16 protein-coding genes are annotated in these 18,516 nt (G+C 57.1%); 7 read left to right on the top strand and 9 right to left on the bottom strand.

The features are described 5' to 3' along the window. Nucleotides 1-284: 284 nt before the first annotated feature. The 3 genes from HMPREF2541_RS03055 to HMPREF2541_RS03045 all read right to left on the bottom strand — a co-directional run bounded on the left by HMPREF2541_RS03055 (nt 285) and on the right by HMPREF2541_RS03045 (nt 2,305). Nucleotides 285-983, bottom strand: a complete 699-nt coding sequence (locus tag HMPREF2541_RS03055; protein ID WP_003822816.1) for a GNAT family N-acetyltransferase — start codon at nt 981-983, stop codon at nt 285-287. A gap of 101 nt (nt 984-1,084) precedes the next feature. Beyond that, on the bottom strand, nt 1,085-1,750 hold the full coding sequence (locus HMPREF2541_RS03050; RefSeq protein WP_070541660.1) for a PspA/IM30 family protein: 666 nt from the start codon (nt 1,748-1,750) through the stop codon (nt 1,085-1,087). A gap of 54 nt (nt 1,751-1,804) precedes the next feature. After that, the gene (locus tag HMPREF2541_RS03045; protein ID WP_064086834.1) at nt 1,805-2,305 is read right to left on the bottom strand and encodes a hypothetical protein; all 501 of its coding nucleotides are present in this window, start codon (nt 2,303-2,305) and stop codon (nt 1,805-1,807) included. A 230-nt stretch (nt 2,306-2,535) separates the two neighbouring features. Here HMPREF2541_RS03045 and HMPREF2541_RS03040 point away from each other — a divergent pair, with 230 nt between their 5' ends. The 5 genes from HMPREF2541_RS03040 to HMPREF2541_RS03020 all read left to right on the top strand — a co-directional run bounded on the left by HMPREF2541_RS03040 (nt 2,536) and on the right by HMPREF2541_RS03020 (nt 8,040). Next, nucleotides 2,536-2,946 carry an RNA-binding S4 domain-containing protein gene (locus HMPREF2541_RS03040; RefSeq protein WP_003822820.1) on the top strand — a complete coding sequence of 137 codons (411 nt, stop codon included), beginning with the start codon at nt 2,536-2,538 and terminating at the stop codon, nt 2,944-2,946. Nucleotides 2,947-3,030: 84 nt separating this feature from the next. Further along, nucleotides 3,031-3,783, top strand: a complete 753-nt coding sequence (locus HMPREF2541_RS03035; protein WP_003822821.1) for an SIMPL domain-containing protein — start codon at nt 3,031-3,033, stop codon at nt 3,781-3,783. A 131-nt stretch (nt 3,784-3,914) separates the two neighbouring features. Further along, nucleotides 3,915-4,769, top strand: a complete 855-nt coding sequence (locus HMPREF2541_RS03030; protein WP_003822822.1) for a KPN_02809 family neutral zinc metallopeptidase — start codon at nt 3,915-3,917, stop codon at nt 4,767-4,769. A gap of 393 nt (nt 4,770-5,162) precedes the next feature. After that, nucleotides 5,163-6,167: a branched-chain-amino-acid transaminase gene (gene ilvE / locus HMPREF2541_RS03025; RefSeq protein ID WP_003822824.1), complete on the top strand. Its 1,005-nt coding sequence runs from the start codon at nt 5,163-5,165 to the stop codon at nt 6,165-6,167. A 445-nt stretch (nt 6,168-6,612) separates the two neighbouring features. Then, nucleotides 6,613-8,040, top strand: a complete 1,428-nt coding sequence (locus HMPREF2541_RS03020) for an alanine/glycine:cation symporter family protein (RefSeq protein WP_003822828.1) — start codon at nt 6,613-6,615, stop codon at nt 8,038-8,040. Nucleotides 8,041-8,260: 220 nt separating this feature from the next. On the opposite strand, the gene sstT is transcribed toward HMPREF2541_RS03020, so the two are convergent. Both sstT and HMPREF2541_RS03010 read right to left on the bottom strand, forming a co-directional pair. After that, nucleotides 8,261-9,520: a serine/threonine transporter SstT gene (gene sstT / locus HMPREF2541_RS03015; protein ID WP_053093149.1), complete on the bottom strand. Its 1,260-nt coding sequence runs from the start codon at nt 9,518-9,520 to the stop codon at nt 8,261-8,263. 185 nt (nt 9,521-9,705) lie between these two features. Then, a complete protein-coding gene (locus HMPREF2541_RS03010) occupies nt 9,706-10,692 on the bottom strand; it encodes a putative transporter (RefSeq protein ID WP_049258346.1) in 987 nt (328 codons plus the stop codon). Between the two features lie 215 nt (nt 10,693-10,907). Between HMPREF2541_RS03010 and HMPREF2541_RS03005 the strand changes: the two genes are divergently transcribed. Then, on the top strand, nt 10,908-12,704 hold the full coding sequence (locus HMPREF2541_RS03005) for a bifunctional chorismate-binding protein/class IV aminotransferase (protein WP_210387136.1): 1,797 nt from the start codon (nt 10,908-10,910) through the stop codon (nt 12,702-12,704). Nucleotides 12,705-12,856: 152 nt separating this feature from the next. On the opposite strand, the gene thiD is transcribed toward HMPREF2541_RS03005, so the two are convergent. The 4 genes from thiD to HMPREF2541_RS02985 form a co-directional block, all read right to left on the bottom strand. Further along, entirely contained in the window at nt 12,857-13,672 is an 816-nt protein-coding gene (gene thiD / locus HMPREF2541_RS03000) for a bifunctional hydroxymethylpyrimidine kinase/phosphomethylpyrimidine kinase (protein WP_003822835.1), read from the bottom strand. A 22-nt stretch (nt 13,673-13,694) separates the two neighbouring features. Further along, nucleotides 13,695-14,495, bottom strand: a complete 801-nt coding sequence (gene thiM, locus HMPREF2541_RS02995; protein ID WP_003822837.1) for a hydroxyethylthiazole kinase — start codon at nt 14,493-14,495, stop codon at nt 13,695-13,697. A 661-nt stretch (nt 14,496-15,156) separates the two neighbouring features. Beyond that, on the bottom strand, nt 15,157-15,648 hold the full coding sequence (gene greB / locus HMPREF2541_RS02990; RefSeq protein WP_003822840.1) for a transcription elongation factor GreB: 492 nt from the start codon (nt 15,646-15,648) through the stop codon (nt 15,157-15,159). A gap of 39 nt (nt 15,649-15,687) precedes the next feature. Continuing rightward, on the bottom strand, nt 15,688-17,079 hold the full coding sequence (locus tag HMPREF2541_RS02985; protein ID WP_003822841.1) for a DHA2 family efflux MFS transporter permease subunit: 1,392 nt from the start codon (nt 17,077-17,079) through the stop codon (nt 15,688-15,690). Between the two features lie 280 nt (nt 17,080-17,359). Here HMPREF2541_RS02985 and HMPREF2541_RS02980 point away from each other — a divergent pair, with 280 nt between their 5' ends. Then, nucleotides 17,360-18,400 (top strand): type IV pilus twitching motility protein PilT, encoded by a 1,041-nt coding sequence (locus tag HMPREF2541_RS02980; protein ID WP_003822843.1) that lies wholly within the window; start codon nt 17,360-17,362, stop codon nt 18,398-18,400. Nucleotides 18,401-18,516: the final 116 nt, after the last annotated feature.

Here is an 18,516-nt window from a genome sequence, read left to right as displayed (position 1 = left end):
TTTGCGCCTCATGCCGGCGCGGGGCACTTCCTTTCTTTGCCTCGCCAAAGAAAGGAAGCAAAGAAAGGCGACTGCGGGCACAGGTTTGGCTCCGCCAAACTTCCCTCTCTCCGCACGGTTTTTCGGGCGGGCTCGCAACTTGCGGCTACGCCGCTTCGAACATGCAAGCCCTTGTTCCCCGAAAAACCACGCTCCGTTCGACTGTGCCAGCAGGGACGGCGCAGCCCAACTGTTTTAGCCAAAACTTCCATTATCGGTTTTCTCAAGAATTCATCTGTAGAAAATCATCCTATCTCTTGCAATGGCACGCGCTGCCGCCCCTGTTCGTCAAAATTCCCTTCGGCCAGCCAGCGCTGCATCCGCTGTTTCACCTGCGGCCAGTCCACATCCAACATGGCAAACCAGGCGGTATCGCGGTTGCGGCCTTTATACACCACTGCCTGCCGGAAAATGCCTTCGAAACGGAAGCCCAATCGCTCGGCGGCGCGGCGTGAGGCCTGGTTCAGCGCATCGCACTTCCATTCGTAGCGACGGTAGCGCAGGGTTTCAAACACATACTGCATCAGCAAAAATTGCGCTTCGGTGGCAATGCGGCTGCGCTTGAGCCGTTCGGAATAAATCACCCAGCCCACCTCGATTACGCGGTTGGCGGTATCCGCGCGTTGCAGCGCCATGGTGCCGACCGCCTGGCCGTCGGCCTGATCGACGATGGCGAAGTAATATGGGTCGGCCGACTGCTTCAGCCGTTGCAGCAACGCATCCAGTTCGGCAACGCTCGCCACGGGGTTAAGCGAAAGATAGGTCCAATTTTGCGGCGGCGAAGCCGGGCCGTACACGGCATACAGATCCATGCCGTGCCGCTCGGCAGAAAGCTTTTCCAAACGGCAGTAGCGGCCGCAAAGCAGCGTGGCTACAGGTCGCTCGCCGGGCGTGTAACCGGGCAAGCTTTCGCCGATGGGTTGGTTGAATTCGTTGATGTGCATGGGTTTTGCCTTGGTTATTGGTGGGTAGTGGACTACCTAAAAAGTTTGCTGGCTTTCAGGTAGCCTTATCAAAGCGTGGAAAGGCTACCTGAAATGTATGCTTATTCCTTGCTGTTGGCTTTCAACGCGGCCAGCCTTTCGGCAATGCGGTTGTTGCGGCTCAAATCTTCCAGTTCTTTCAGTTTGGCCAACTGCGCCGCATCGGTGCTGCTGTGGATGGCGTTTTGCCTGCCCATCACGCGGTCGAAGGCGTTGCCGCTTTTTTCAGCATCACGGGCGATGCGGTTTATGTCGCTGCTGCCTGCAGCTTTGCCTGCATCCGCGCCTTGCTGTGCGGCGCGCCACTCTTGCAACTGCTGCATCTCGCGTTTTTTCGCCTGCAGGGCGGCGATGAAGCCTTCCAGTTCTTTTTCCTGCGCGGCGCAGTCGGCGATGGTGTTTTCCAACACGGGCAGGCGCGCTTCGATATCCATCTGCTCGGCGATGCCCGCTTCGGCCAAATCGTCGCGCCCGGCTGCTACAGCGGCTTGCAGGTTGGCATCGATGGCCTCGTGGCGGTTGCTCTCATCGGCCATTTTCTTGGAAGCAAGATGCTTCTGCGCCAGCACTTTGCCCAGCTCAGCACGCACTTCATCTACCGCGCGTTCGATTTCACGGATGCTCTCGTTCATCACTGCCTCGGGCGCAAGGTTTTCCGCTGCATCAATCAGGGCATGAAAACCGCCGCTTACCAGACGACCCACTCTGCGGGATAGGGTTTCGCTCATTTTTGATTTCCTTTCCATAAAATGTGTTTGATTCAAATTGGTACGGGGCAGATATCAAACTTCGCCCGCCTGCTGCACAATCTTCGCCAGTTTCAAAGTATTTTCAAGCTGTTGCAATACAGTATCATCGTAGGCCGCGCCTTTGCCGGTAACGGCCAGCTGCAGGATGCTGTCGGTAAGGCGCACGATGCGACGCATCAGTTCGCACTCGTATCGTTTCAAGTCGGCTGCCTGCGCGTTTTCCGGCAGATCAGCGGCCAGCGTGGCGGCGAAATCGGGCAGCTGCTCAAACAGCCGCGCCACAATGTGCGAATGGATGCCCCATTCCTTCTCGGCGTGCAGTACATCGCGTCGGGCTACCTGAAAAAACTGCTCCTGCGCAACCAGTGCGGTGCCGTAATCATGGGTTTGGCTGTGCGCAAGCCGCGCCTGCGTCAGCAGCTCACGGATTTTTTCAGACGGCGTATTCGCGCCTTCTATTTTTAATTCAGCAATAAAATCCGCATCTTCCTGCGATATTCGCACGCTAATCGGAATTCGGTTGGCAGCAGCCATATGCAATCACCTCTCTTTTGTATTCATTTGTATTCAAATATAGCTAAAATGATTTCTCTACGCAATATTTTTCATACAATCTCTCAATAACAATAAATCAACATAATGATAATAAATATAAAAATATTACGAATACATTTGTATACATACCACATAGAAGTCCAACCGCCAGCCGTTAGCCGTATTCCCGGCCTTTGGTATAAAATAGCCGCTTGAACACGGAGGCAACTATGGCAGGCAAAAATTCACACGACGAACACCACATGCGGCTCGACAAATGGCTGTGGGCGGCACGTTTCTTCAAAACGCGCGGCATGGCGCAGAAACACATCGAGCTCGGGCGTGTGCTGGTGAACGGTGCGAAAGTGAAAAACAGCAAAAACATCGAGCCGGGCGACACCATCGACCTCACGCTCAACTCCCTGCCCTACAAAATCACCGTGCTCGCGCTCAACCACCAGCGCCGCCCCGCCCCCGAAGCACGCGCCCTCTACGCCGAAGACAGCGCCACCGCCGCCAAACGCGAAGAGCAAAAAGCGCTCGACCAGGCCAGCCGCATCAGCGCCGCCTACCCCGACGGCCGCCCCACCAAACGCGACCGCCGGGAGCTGGACAAACTCAAACGCGGCTGGCAGGAATAGCATCAAAGGCTACCTGAAAATCCGTCTATACCTTTTCAGGTAGCCTCCGCCGGCTCTCTTCCACCAAACGCAAAGGAAAGCATTATGTCCACAGAAAAAGCCCTCTCCGGCAGCGTTAAAGCCCTCGGCGCCCTGCTCGCCATCGGCCTCGTGGCCGCCGCCTTCGTGTTGGGCGGCCAGTTTAAAAATTTCCGCCAGCCCGGCACAATCACCGTAAAAGGCCTGGCCGAACAAAACTTCCAATCCGAGCGCGCCCGCTGGAACACCGCCGTGAGCGTACACGGCGCCAGCTATCAGGAAGTGCTCGACCGTCTGAACCAGCAACGCCCCAAACTCGAACAATTCCTGCGCAGCCAAGGCTTTGATGCAGCCGAGATCCAAACCGCCGCCCCCGAAATCAGCCCCGCCTTCTTGGTGGAACACGATGCCCACGGCAACGAAATCCGCACCCCCAACGGCTACGACGGCAAGCAGCAGCTCACCGTGGCCAGCAGCAAACTCGACCGCATCCAAAGCGCCCACCAAAATATCCTCGCCCTGCGCGCCGGCAACGACGCTATCGATTTCGAAGCCCCGCAATACCTGCTCGGCAACCTCGAAACCATCAAACACAGCCTGATTAAACAGGCCACCGAAGATGCCCGCCGCCGCGCCGACGAATTCGCCTCCACCGGCGGCGGCAAAGTCGGCGCCATGCGCTCCGCCTCGCAAGGCTCGTTCAACATCTACGCCGACAGCGGCAGCAGCGGCGACGACGAATACGGCGGCAGCTACGACAAAACCACCGTCGGCAAACAAGTGCGCCTAGTCGTAACCATCGAATACGCCATCGAATAAACCCAGCCATACCACCAAAGGCTACCTGAAAAACCAGCGAAGTAAATTTTAACCAAGCCAAAATCTCCGCATGCTTTTCAGGTAGCCTGTTATATAATCCGCCCAACCACACCAACCCAAGGAATTCCAATATGAAACTCGGCAACCAGCGCAGCAGCAGCAACATCGAAGACCGTCGCAGCCTTGGCGGCGGCAGAGGTGGTGGGGGCGGCGGCGGCAAAATGGGCCTCGCCGGCCTGATTATCGTGCTCATCGGCGCCTATTACGGCGTGGATTTGAGCGGCCTCGCCGGCGGCGGCATGCAGATGCCGCAGATGCAACAACAGCAACAGCGTACCATCAGCCCCGAAGAAGAGCAGCTGGCACAGTTCTCCTCGCAAATTCTCGCTACCACCGAAGACGCCTGGGGCGAATATTTCCGCAGCCAAGGCCGGCAATATGTGCAGCCGAAAATGGTGCTGTATCGCGGCAGCACCCCCACCGCCTGCGGTACCGGCCAATCTGCAATGGGCCCGTTCTACTGCCCAGCCGACCAAAAGGTTTACCTCGACCTCTCGTTCTACGACGATATGAAAAACCAGCTCGGCGCGGCGGGTGATGCGGCTTTTGCCTATGTGATTGCCCATGAAGTCGGCCACCACGTGCAAAACCTCGACGGCACCATGGAGCGCGTAAACCGTGCCCGCGCCCGCATGAACGAACGCGATGCCAACCGCCTCTCCGTGATGGTGGAGCTGCAGGCCGACTGCCTGGCCGGTGTATGGGCCAACCGCGCGCAAGCACGCCAGCTGTTTGAGCAGGGCGACTTGGAAGAAGCCTTCAACGCCGCCGAAGCCGTGGGCGACGACCGCCTGCAACAACGCAGCCGCGGCTACGCCGTGCCCGACAGCTTCACCCACGGCACCTCCGCCCAACGCCTGCAATGGTTCCGCCGCGGCCTGCAAAGCGGCGATCCGGCGCAATGCGATACTTTCTCCTCCCTGTAAGCGCCAGCTCAATACCAAAAGGCTACCTGAAACGGTGTATTCCGATTTTCAGGTAGCTTTTTTCATCAGGGCGACGCGGTGAATACCGAAGCATCTGTCGCTGCTTCTATCGAGTGCTTACACCCTGCCAAGCCTTCACCGCACCATTCATCAGAGCAATCCGCCCCGCTTAACGCAATTTGCTATTTAATTCCAAACCTGCGCCCCAATCCGGCAAACAGGCTACCTGAAAACCCGTCTGCGGGGCGTAAGCGCCTTGATGGCGGGTTTGCTTTTCGCAGAAACCGTTTTTCAGGTAGCTTGATTGGATGCAATTTTTGACACAAAAGGCTTGTCAAATGCTTTGCTTCAAGAGTATCTTTGACGCCTTAGCACAAATCACAAGGAAATATCATGGCAAAAGCAGTTCCTGCCGTTTTCGGCAGCGTTTTCCACCGCGAGATGCCGGTGTTGGTTTTTTCCGATGGCGCATGGCAGCCGGTGCGCTGGCAGCCTTCCGATTCGCTCTCCCTGCCGCCGGGCGCGCACAGCCTGCATTACGGCAGCGAGTGTTTTGAAGGACTGAAGGCCTTCCGCCAACAAAACGGCCGCATCGTGATCTTCCGCCCGGAAGCCAACATCGCCCGTATGCAGCAGAGCGCGAAACTGTTGGAACTGCCCGTGCCGGATGCGCAGACTTTCCTCTCTGCCATGCTGGAATTGGTGGCACGCGCGGCCGACGAAGTGCCGGATGCGCCCGCCGCCATGTATCTGCGCCCCACCCTTATCGGTACCGATCCGGTAATCGGCAAAGCCGGCGTGGGTTCGTCTTCGGCCATGCTGTATATTTTGGCTTCGCCGGTGGGCGACTACTTCAAAGTGGGCTCGCCGATGAAGCTGTTGGTGGAAACCGAACACATCCGTTGTGCGCCGCACATGGGCCGGGTGAAATGCGGCGGCAACTACGCCTCTGCCCTACAAACCGTGGTACGCGCCCGCGAGCAATACGGCGCCAACCAGGTACTGTTCTGCCCGAACGGCGACGTGCAGGAAACTGGCGCCTCCAACTTCGCGCTGATTAACGGCAACGAAATCATCACCAAGCCGCTCACCGAAGAATTCCTGCACGGCGTAACCCGCGATTCCGTATTGCGCGTGGCCGCCGATTTGGGCTATAAAGTGAGCGAGCGCAATTTCACCGTGGCCGAATTGCAGGCTGCAGCAGAAAATGGCGCGGAAGCCATCCTCACCGGCACGGCAGCCGTGGTGTCGCCGGTGACTTCTTTGGTGATCAACGGCCAGGAAATCGTGCTGCAAAGCCAAGAGCGCGGCACAGCCATCCGCAAGGCGATTACCGACATCCAATACGGCTTGGCCGAAGACCGCTACGGCTGGCTGGTGCCAGTGCCCGAGCGCTGATCGGCTGTTTGCTTCACCCGCTGCCGCATAGTTAAGCGGAGCAAAAACATGTTTTCAGGTAGCCTTAATCCTTTTTATGGTTCAAAGAGTTTGAGGCTACCTGAAAAATTTTCAGATTAGCCGCGGCCGGGATAATGAGTTCTTCATACCAGGCGGCAAGCCGCAGGCAGTACGGATAAGTACGGCAAGGCAAGCCGACGCAGTAGGAAGGAATCAGTATTTCAGCCACCAAGCCATTACCCCCGCATTGCGCCGGTAATGGCTTCGGCTATCGGGGCGGACGTTTCAGGTAGCCTGCCGCCCCTGTTAAGCCGCAGCCGCTTTGCCGGCTGCTTCCCACCAACCGTCCTTTGTTTTTCCCGCAGTTTCGCGGCGTTTGCGCCAGATGGCCGGCAAACGCGCAGGCTGCCAGTTTCCAACCCCCTTCTCTTGCGAGGTTCCAACTATGGAAAAAATATTGTCCGACCTGGTAAGCACGATTAATTTAGTGCTGTGGGACTACCTGCTGATCTATGCCCTGCTCGGCATCGGCCTCTTTTTCAGCATTTACTTGGGCGTGCCGCAGCTCACCAAGCTCGGCGCAGCATTCAAATCGGTGTTCGGCGGGCTCTTTGCCAAGAAAGATGCCGCCGACAAAGACCACAAATCGCTGTCGCAATTTCAGGCGCTGGCGGTGGCCGTATCCGCCCAAATCGGCACCGGCAACGTGGCCGGCGTGGCCACGGCGATTACCGCCGGCGGGCCGGGCGCGATCTTCTGGATGTGGTTTTCTGCCGTGTTGGGCATGTCCACCATCTTCGCCGAAGCGCTCTTGGCGCAGAAATACCGCGTGGTCAGCCATGGCAAATACATCGGCGGCCCGGCGTTTTACATCACGCACGGGCTCACGCCGAAAATCGGCCGCAGCGCGGCGCGTTTCCTCTCCGGCGGCTTTTCGATTGCGCTGATTATCGCGCTGGGCTTCATCGGCAACGCCACCCAATCCAACTCCATCTCTTCGGCGGTAACCGTAGCCTTCAACATACCGCCTTTGGCGGTGGGCATCGGCTTGGCGGTACTGGCCGGGCTGATTATCGTGGGCGGGGTAGACCGCATTGCCAAAATCACGCAGTTTGTGGTGCCGTTTATGGCCATCATCTACATCATCTGCGCGATTGTGATCCTGTTCAAATTCTCCAGCCACATCGCGCCGATGTTCAACCACATCTTCACCGCGGCATTTAACCCGCAGGCGGTGTTGGGCGGCGCGGCCGGCATCGGCATGCGCGAAGCAGTGCGTTTCGGCGTGGCGCGCGGCCTGTTTTCCAACGAGGCCGGCATGGGTTCCACCCCGCACGCCCATGCCACGGCAGACGTGCAGCACCCCGTGCAGCAAGGCATGGCGGCGTTTGTGGGCGTGTTTATCGACACGCTGCTGGTGTGCACTGCCACCGCGCTGATCATCCTGCTCACCGATGCCGACAAATTAGGTTTGCAGGGCGCGGCAGTAACGCAGCAGGCCTTCGTGATTGCCTTCGGCAGCGGCGGCGCACAGCTGTTGGCGGTGTGCCTCACCTTCTTCGCCTTCACCACCATCATCGGCTGGTACTACTTCGGCGAATCCAATATCCGCTTCCTATTCCACGGCCGCCATTTGGCCATCTACCGCACGCTGGTGCTGCTGGCCATCGTGCTGGGCACGCTGGGCAAAGTGGACGTGGTGTGGAGCTTGTCGGATATGTTCAACGGCTTTATGGTGATTCCCAACTTAATCGCCCTCTTCCTGCTGCGCAAGGAAATCCGCGCGGTGTACGACGATTACCTGGCGCAGAAGAAAGCCGGCGGCGCGCTGTCGTATCACTACGAATTTCATGAGTATCACGAGCAGCAGTAAGCGCGGCAAGCAGGCTACCTGAAAACAGCAAGGCTACCTGAAACGATTTTTCAGGTAGCCTTTTTATAGCCAAACCACTTCTCTTTCTAAGACACCGCTCCGTCTTCCCCATACTCCTACAATCCTCTGCGGAGCAACACCTGATACGGGGAAGATAGCAATACAGTAAGGCAAACCAAGGCAGTAGCGAAAATTAAATTGGTTTGCCACAGCGGAAAACTTAAGCCGCCGTTTCCACCTGCCCTGCCACTTCTCTATGCCGATACACCGGATCGGCAGCGGCGGTAAACACCACATCAGTAGAAGAATTAAGTAGCGTACCGCATGGGTCTTGCACCACGCTGATAATCAGCCCGATGGTAACCATCTGCATCGCCACATCGTTGCTGATATTAAACAAGCTGCATGCCATCGGCACCAACGGCAGCGCCCCGCCGGGAATGCCGGAAGCCCCGCATGCGCCGATAACGGCAATAATCACCAGTAAAAAAGCCGTGATGAAATCCACATGGATGCCCAATGTGTGCACTGCTGCCAGCGTCAGGATAGTGATGGTAATCGATGCGCCTTCCATATTCATGGTGGCACCCAGCGGGATGGTTACCGCATAGGTTTCCTCATCCAGCCCCAGCTTTTTGCACAAATTTAGGTTGACCGGGATATTGGCCACCGAGCTGCGGATAACGAAAGCAATCAGCCCGCTCTCTTTCAGGCAGGTCCACACCAGCGGATACGGATTTTTGCGGATTGCAAAAAACACAATCAGCGGATTCAGCACCAGCGCCATAAACGCCATCGCGCCCACAATCGCCAGCAGCACGTGCAGATAGGCAGCCAGGTTATCCAAGCCGGTGCTCACAAACGCATGCAGCGTCAGCCCGAAAATGCCGATGGGGGCGAGGCGGATAATCCAATACATCACCTTGTTTACCGCATCGGAAATGTTTTGCAGAAAATTGCGCGTAGGCTCGTCGGCAGCGCGCAAAGCCAAGCCCAACACTAAGGCCCAAGCCAAAATGCCGATGTAGTTGGCATCTGCCAAGGCCTGTACCGGATTGGTAACAATTTTGAGCAGCAGGTTTTGCAGCACCTCGCCAAACCCGTTCGGAATCGGCTTATCCGCCACATCTACCCCGTTGAGCGGCACAAAAGACGGGAATGCAAAGCTTACCGCCACCGCCAGCAATGCCGCCACCGCCATGCCCACCACATACAGCACAATCACCGGCCGGATATTCGAATTCATGCCCTCGCGGTGTTGTGCCACGGCCGACACCACCAGCGTGAACACCAACAACGGCGCAATCGCCTTGAGCGCACCCACAAACAGCGAGCCCAACAGATTACCTGCCGACGCCACCACACTGCTGCCGCCGGCAAAACGCACCAGCAAACCCAGCGCAACGGCGCCGAAAAAAGCAAAGGTAATTTGCGAAGCCAAGCCCCATTTGGGCAAAAGCCGTTTCAGTTCTAAAGACATTTTTCTCTCCTTCCATTTGCGTAAGGGCAGTGAGCCCTAAATTTCTTTCGTATGATAGAAGAAGGGGAAAGCTGCCAGAAATACTTTTTATTACTGTTTATATAATCAAAAATTCTATGGTTAGGAATAAGAAGGCTACCTGAAAACAGTTTCAGGTAACCTTTCTCCGCTTGCTGCATACAGCATCAACTTTCCGCCTGCGCCGCCACAATATTGTGTTCAAAGCCCTTCAGGCGCTTGTAAATCGACATCAGCTCCACAATCGTCGGCCATGAGCGCACCAGAAACTGAAACGCCTCCAGCACCTGCCCAAACGCCCGCACGATCTGCTGCATCACGCCCAATGCCACCACCCCTGCCACCAAAGCCGGCCCCATGGCCAAATAAGGCAGCACCACCGAAAACTGCAAATACGAATAGCGCGCCACATCGAAATAAAGATAATGCCAATACAGGCGGAAATAATTGCGGCGCACGTTTTTGAACAGCTCGGTTAAAGTGAACGCATCCGCCCGCGCCGCATCATCCTCGCCCAGCACCAATTCCTTGCGGTAGGCCGCCTCCACCTTTTGGTTGTCAAACTCCAGCCCCGGCAACTTGCAGCCCACCCCCATCAGCACCACCGTGCCCAAGAGCGCCGCCAAAATAGCCACATACACCAGCGAATGACCCACATGCCCCACCAGCGGCAATTCGGTAATCGGCTCGCTCAGCTTCCACAAAATCGGCAAAAACGCCACCAGCGTGAGCACCGCCCGCAGGCCGCTCTCGCCCAGCGATTCCATAATCGTGGCAAAGCGCATGGTGTCTTCCTGAATCCGCTGCGCCGCGCCTTCAATCCCGCGCAGCAGCGGCCAATGGCGCATATAGTATTCTGTCATCGCCGAACGCCAGCGGAACACATAATGCTTGTTAACAAAACCGCTGATCACCACCACCAGAATATACACTGCCGCAATACGGGCAAAAGCGAACACCTGCCGGTTGAACTCATCCAGGCTCACCGAGCCCGGCTTTTCCAGCATTTTCTGCACCGAATCATAAAACGTGCCGAACCAATCGTTAATCTGCACATTCAGCTGTACCCGATACCAAGTGGCTGCCAAAATCAGCAGCGAACCGGCCAAAGACCATCGCAGCCAGCGCCGATTGAGGAAAAAACTGCGGAACATCGCCCGCCTCCCTTTATTCGCAAACAAAGCCGCGATTATAGCCTTGTTTGGATGATAATGAAGCGATTTCAGGTAGCCTGCCACAGATGGATAAAGGCTACCTGAAAGAGAGGGTGGTAACCAAGTTCAAAACCCCAATCCATTTTTCAGGTAGCCCAAACCCCAGCCATCAAAACGCGTATAATCCGCCCGTTCATATCTTGCCTATTCCAGCCATGCCCTATTTCGCCCTGTTTGACGATGCCGTGAGCGGCCGCGCAAAACTCTATCAAAATCATGTGGAAAGCCGCCTTTTCCATCATAACGAACTGGATTCGCTGGACGATACGCTGCAACAGGGCTGGCAAAAAGGGCTGCATTCGATGTTGTTTGCAGACTACGAATTCGGTTTGCCGCTGATGGGGATTGAGTCCGAACGCGGCGGCAATCTTGCCCTGCACTGGTTTGCCGACTGCGCCAACATCGATGCCGCAAGCTGGCTTGCCCGACATTCAGACGACCTCCCCGCCGGTATTTCCACGCCGCAATCCTCCGTATCCGAAGCCGATTACCTCGACCACATCCGCCAAATCCACGAAGCCATCCGGCGCGGCGACACCTATCAAATCAACTACACCCCCCGCCTGCACCTGCAAGCCTACGGCAATCCCGTCAGCCTCTACCGCCGCCTGCGCCAGCCCGTCCCCTATGCCGTCTTGTCCCATCTGCCCGATGCGCAAGGGCAATCCGCGTGGACGCTGTGTTTCTCGCCCGAACTCTTCCTCAAAATCGGTGCGGACGGCACCATCAGCACCGAACCGATGAAAGGCACTGCGCCGATTTTGGGCGACGGACAAGACGAACGCCGCGCCGCCGAGTTGCAAGCCGACCCGAAAAACCGCGCCGAAAATGTGATGATTGTCGATTTGCTGCGTAACGACCTCGGCAAAATCGCCCAAACCGGCAAAGTATGCGTGCCCGAGCCGTTTAAAGTATCGCGTTTCGGCAGCGTCTGGCAGATGACCAGCACCATCCAAGCCCAAGCCTTGCCGCACATTACCGCCGCCGACATCCTCCGCGCCGCCTTCCCCTGCGGCAGCATCACCGGTGCGCCCAAACGCATGAGTATGCAGATTATCGAATCGCTCGAAGCCGAACCGCGCGGCCTGTACACCGGCAGCATCGGCTACCTGAATCCATGTGAAAGAGGACTGGGATTTGAAGGCATATTCAACGTCGTCATCCGCACCTTATCGCTCAAACCCGTTTCAGACCCGATTTCAGACGACCTCTATCACGGAGTGTACGGCGTCGGTTCCGGCATCGTCATCGACAGCGACCCTGCCGCCGAATATCGCGAATGCGGCTGGAAAGCCCATTTCCTCAACGAATTGCGCCCCGCCTTCGGCATCTTCGAAACCATGCGCGTGGAAAACAGGCAATGCCGCCTGCTCGACCTGCATTTAGGCCGTCTGAAAACCTCCGCCCAAGCCCTCAACCTGCCCCTGCCCGACGATGGTGAAACCCGAATCCGGCAATACATCGCCGACTTACCCGACGGCCTGTTCCGCCTGAAAGCCGAACTCGTTTCAGACGGCCTCATCCTCAGCCATGCCGCCACCTCCGAACTGCCCGCCCCCCAGCGCGTCATCCCCGCCCCGCAACCCCTCCCGCGCCGCGACTACCTGCGCCGCTTCAAAACCACCCGCCGCGCCCTCTACGACCAAGCGTGGCAAACCGCCGAAACACAAGGCGCGTTCGACAGCCTGTTTTTCAATTCAGACGGCCTCCTGCTCGAAGGCGGCAGAAGCAACGTGTTCGTCAAATACCAAGGTCAATGGCTCACCCCGTCTCTGGATTTGGACATCCTCAACGGCGTCATGCGCCAAGCCGTCTTTCAGCAGCCGCAAACCTACTTGGGCACGGACAAAATCATCGAAACGCACATCACCCGCGACATGCTGGAACACACCGAAGAAATCCGCCTCTCCAACGCCTTGAGGGGCGTGTTTGAGGCGGATTTGGCACAATAAACAAACGGCTTGGAATCTTGCTCCAAGCCGTTTTTCAGCGTATCGAGTTTCAGGTGGCCTTTTGGCCATACAGGCAAAGGCTACCTGAAACATCGATTTCAACCAAGCCAAAGCTTTTCAGGTAGCCTTTTGCCTACAGCCAAGCTGGCTGCTTATTTCCCGCACTCGGCACGCATCGCCCAATGGTTTACCGGCCCGTGGCCGTGGCCGATGTTGATGGGCTGAGAGATGGCGGCGGTGATGCACTGTTTGGCGGTGCGGATGGCCGCTTCCACTGCGGCGCCTTTGGCCAACTCGGCGGTGAGGCAGGCGGAGAAGGTGCAGCCGGTGCCGTGGGTGTGCAGCGTGGGGAAACGCGGGCTTTCCAAAGTGAACTGCCCGTCGGGCATAAACACCCAATCGCGGCAGATTTCGCTTTGCGATTCGCCGCTGTGGCCGCCTTTAATCACCACGGTTTGCACACCGGCTTCCTGCAAGATACGGGCGGCGCGTTCGGCGTCGGCATCGGTTTGGATGTCGATGCCGGTGAGCGCTTCGGCTTCGGGCAGGTTGGGCGTGAGCACGTCGGCCAGCGGCAACAAATGCCGTTTGAGCGCGGCCACGGCGTTTTGCTGCAACAGCGGCGCACCGCCCTTGGCCACCATCACTGGATCGAGCACCAGCCGGCCAAACGGTTTGCCTGCCAGTTTTTCAGCTACGCATTCAATCACTTCGGCCGTACCGAGCATACCGATTTTAAAAGCGGCTACCTGAAAGTCCGCAGCGATGGAATCGATTTGTGCGCGGATAATATCGAGCGGCACGCCGTGGATGGCCTGCACGCCCAGCGTGTTTTGCGCGGTTACCGCCGCCAGCACGCTCATGCCGTACACGCCGCGCATTTGAAAGGTTTTCAAATCGGCCTGAATGCCGGCGCCGCCGCCGCTGTCTGAGCCGGCGATAGTGAGGGCTTGTGCAATTTGCGTCATCTGTTTTCTCCTGATTAAACCGTTAAATCCATTCCACTTTCGCGCGTGCCGCCACTTCCTGTGCCGATACGGCGGCCAGGCTGTCGATCAGCTTCCATGCAAACGAGCCGCTCTGCGCAGGCTGCAAGCCCTGCGCCGCCAACTCACCGGCCACGGCATACACGGTGCAGGCTTCGGCCACGGCGTGCAGATAGTCTTCCGGGGCAGCTACGGCGGCAAATGCGCCCGCTATCGTGCTCAACAGGCAGCCGGAAGCGGTTACTTTGGGGAACAGCGGCGTGCCGTTATTCAGCTTAGCAGTGCGGCTGCCGTTGGAAACGTAGTCGGTTTCGCCGCTGATGGCGGCAACGCAGCCGTATTGCTGCGCGATGCGTTGGGCGATGCCGTGCAAATCGGCCGAGCCGCTGCCTGCATCCACGCCTTTGGCATGCCATTCCACCCCGGCAATATGCGCCATTTCGCCCGCATTACCGCGCACGGCAGCGAACCGGATTTCTGCCAACAGCTGCGCCGTGGTTTCGCGCCGCAGTTGGGTAAAGCCTGCGCCCACCGGATCAAGCACCACCGGCACACCCGCGCGGTTGGCCGATTTGCCCGCCACCAGCATGGCTTCCACCTTCTGCTTGTTCAGCGTGCCGATGTTCAGCACCACCGCCGAACTGGCCGCCGCCAGCTCCGCCATTTCATCCACGCTATCGGCCATAATCGGCGACGCACCAATCGCCAGCAGGCCGTTGGCCGAGAAATTGGCCGCCACAATGTTGGTAATGTTGTGCACCAGCGGATTACGGGCACGGACCTGATCCAGATATTTGATTTCCATATTGCTTTATTCCCAGTGATTGACGGAACGGGCAAGAAAAACGCCCGCTGTTGGATCGGGCGAGAAATGGTGTTGTATCAAGAGAATATGGCGGACTCTTCAGTTGTGCTTTCAGGTAGCCTCAACTGTACTGTTTGATGCCTAGCCGCCTACATAGTTTCCTACGCCAGTATTGGGGCTGTTGGCAATTACTTTTCCAAGCGGATTTTTGTTCCCAAATCGGCAGACTCAAGGTAGAAACCACAGTAAGGTTAGACCCCTTGCGAGGATTGCCAACGCAGAAGATGCCGCGTGGGAGCGAAAAGACGTGGAGCCAGTAATTGCCGGCAGCCCCTAGCTGTATCAGGTACAACGGGTATTTTCTCAGCCGCCTCGGCGGCACCCCGACTAATGGCGGCAGATTATAGCCTGCAACATGGTGAAAGGCTACCTGAAACTATTCCATCATTTCGTTTCAGTCAATCCGCTAAATTTCAGGTAGCCTGCAACCTTGTAGGAATAAATTTTATACCTGTCGGCACGCTATCCAAGTATGGCCGTCATCTCTGCACCAGGCCGGCTAAAAGCGGATGTTGTTTAAGCATGGCAACACCGCTTTACGGCAGCAAAAGGCTACCTGAAAACTTTCAGGTAGCCTTTCCCCATACGATATATCTGCCCCCTACTCTATCTTCACATAAGCTACAGATAACACTTCGATTTCTTCCCTACCTTCCGGCCCGTGGAACACGATTTCGTCGCCTTCGCGGGCTTTGAGCAAGGCGCGGGCAAGCGGGGAGGTCCAGGAAATTTTGTGGCGGGCGGTGTCGATTTCGTCCACGCCCACGATGCGCACGGTTTGCTCTTCGCCGTTGCCGCGTAGCAGTTCCACGGTGGCGCCGAAAAAGATTTGGTCGGTGGCTTCGCGGGTTTCGGGATCGACCACTTGCGCCGCTTCCAGCCGTTTGGTGAGGAAACGGATTCGGCGGTCGATTTCGCGCATGCGGCGCTTGCCGTAGAGATAATCGCCGTTTTCGCTGCGATCGCCGTTGGAGGCGGCCCAGTTGACGATTTGCACGATTTCGGGGCGCTCTTTGTTCACCAGCTGGTAGAGCTCGTCTTTCAATGCCTGCCAGCCGACTGGGGTAATGTAGTTGGGGGTGGTGTTGCTCATGATGGCTTTCAAATCTGTTCAAATGTGCGGATGAAGGTTTCAGGTAGCCTTACGGTTTAAATGCCCGCCGTCGCCGGCATGCAGTTTGGCCAGCAGCCACAGCAGCACTAGGCCGAAGGTAGCCAGCGACAGGTAGGTGTAGCTGAAGGCCTGTTCCAGCAGCGCGCCGGTTTCGCCCACGGCGGCACGGTATGCGCCCAAAATCACGGCAGCCACGGCAATGCCGATGCCGATGCCCACCTGCTGCACCACGCTGAGCATGGTCGAGCCCGCGCTGGCTTCTTCGTTCGACAAATCGCCGATGGTAAGAGTGTTGATGGCGGTAAACATCAGGGATTGGCACAGGCCGAAGCAGGTGGCCAGCAGCATGTAAAACGTTATCGAGCTGTGCGAATCGAGCAGCGACAGCGCAGCCACCACGGCCGACATAGCCACGGCCACGCCCAAGAGCGTGCCTTTATAGCCGAAGCGCACCAGAATCGGCGCAGTAAACGGTTTCATCAAAATCGAGCTCAACGCTACCGGCGCGAGCATCCAGCCCGCCATTTCGGCATTGTAGCCGAAGGCTACCTGAAGCATCAGCGGCACCAGGAAGGGGATGCCGGAAGAGAGTACGCGGAACATCAGGTTCGCTGCCAGCCCGATACTGAAAGTATGCACCCGGAACAGCGAAAGCGGCAGCAGCGGATTTTTAGCACGCCGTGCATACGCGGCATACAGCCACATGGCCGCCGCACCCAGCCCGATTATCAATAAGGAGCGGCTGCCGTTGTGCAGGTTTTCCGCTGCCAGCTCCAGCCCGTAGGTAACCCCCACCAGGCCGCCGGCAAACAGCAAGAATCCTTGCCAATCTAATGGTTGCGTATCGGTGCGCACATTTGGCATATAGCGGCCGGCAACGGCAATGCCAAGCAGGCCGATGGGGATATTGATAAAGAAAATCCAGTGCCAAGACAGGTTTACCGCCATCCAACCACCCAAAATCGGCCCAACGATGGGGCCGATGAGGCCGGTCATCGACATCAAATTCCATGCCGCTACCAATTCCGACTTAGGCACGGTGCGGATAATCGCCAACCGTGCCACCGGCATCATCAGCGCGCCACCGACGCCCTGCAAAATCCGTGCCAGCACCAGCCAGTTTAAAGTGGGCGAGGCGGCGCAGGCCACCGAACCGAGCACAAACACCGCCACCGCCAGCCGGAACACGTTGACCGTACCCAGACGGTCGGCCAGCCAGCCCGAGAGTGGAATCAGCGCGGCCACAGTGAGCGCATAGCTGATGATGGCCAGCTCCATTTGCAGCGGCGATTCGTGCAGGCTTGCCGACATCACCGGCAGCGCGGTATTCAAAATGGTGGCGTCCAGCGACTGCATAAACAACGCCATCGCTGCCGTCCAGGCCAGGCCTTTTTGTTGCGGGGTCATCATGATAAGAAAGGGTATTGGGTATGGCGCTTGATTGGCCGGTAGATTTCAGGAGGCTACCTGAAAAATAAACGAGATGGATTTTCAGGTAGCCTCTATCTGATTGGCCATCATCCCGGCCAATAGCCAGAAACATGCCAAAACCCTGCATCCTGTTTCAGATAACCGCCAATTTTACATGAAAATACAAGTTTTCCTTTATTTATCCCGCCATCTGTATTTACAATGAACTGTTTTTAGCAAAACTGCAAAAAAATTTACTGAAAAGGGAGTTTCAAACGCCATGCAGATTACCGACCTACTCGCGTTCAGCGTGAAAAACAAAGCATCCGACTTGCACCTCTCTGCCGGCCTGCCGCCGATGATCCGCGTGCACGGCGACGTGCGCCGCATCAACCTGCCGGAAATGAGCGCCGAAGAAGTGGGCAACATGATCGCTTCCATCATGAATGACCACCAGCGTAAAGACTACCAACAACGGCTGGAAACCGACTTTTCCTTCGAACTGCCCAACATCGCCCGTTTCCGTGTGAACGCATTCAACACCGAACGCGGCCCGGCTGCCGTGTTCCGTACCATTCCCAGCAAAGTGCTCACGCTGGAAGAGTTGAACGCGCCCAAAGTGTTCCAAAAAATTTCCGACCAACCGCGCGGCTTGGTGTTGGTAACCGGCCCTACCGGTTCTGGTAAATCCACCACCCTGGCGGCGATGATCAACTACATCAACGAAAACCATCATCACCACATCCTCACCATCGAAGACCCGATCGAGTTTGTGCACGAAAGTAAGCAGTGTCTGGTAAACCAACGCGAACTGCACCAACACACCCACAGCTTCGCCAACGCCCTGCGCTCCGCATTGCGTGAAGACCCGGATATCATCCTGGTGGGTGAGATGCGTGACCCGGAAACCATCGGCTTGGCGCTCACCGCTGCCGAAACCGGCCACTTGGTATTCGCCACCTTGCATACCACCGGTGCCGCCAAAACCGTGGACCGTATTATCGACGTGTTCCCCGCCGGCGAAAAAGAGATGGTGCGCTCCATGCTTTCCGAATCACTGCGCGCCGTGATTTCGCAAACCCTGCTCAAAACCAAAGACGGTAAAGGCCGTGTGGCCGCGCACGAAATCCTGATTTCCACCGCCGCCGTGCGTAACCTGATCCGCGAAAACAAAATCGCCCAAATCGGTTCTGCCCTGCAAACCGGCCAGGCGCATGGTATGCAGACGCTCGACCAATCCTTGCAGGCACTGCTCAAACGTGGCGTTATCAGCATCGATGCTGCCCGTGCCAAAGCGCAGAACCCCGACCAACTCGTCTAAACCGACAATCGTACAAGGGAAAACATCATGTCAAACGATCAGCACAAACAAAACTTGGCCGAGCTGCTCTCCGAAATGGCCAACCAGGGTGGCGATATGCCGCCTGAGCCTACCCC

Origin of the sequence: Eikenella sp. HMSC061C02, from assembly GCF_001809035.1 — a bacterium.
In the GTDB taxonomy this organism is placed as follows: Bacteria; Pseudomonadota; Gammaproteobacteria; order Burkholderiales; family Neisseriaceae; genus Eikenella; species Eikenella corrodens.
This window is presented reverse-complemented; position numbering and strand designations above follow the sequence as displayed.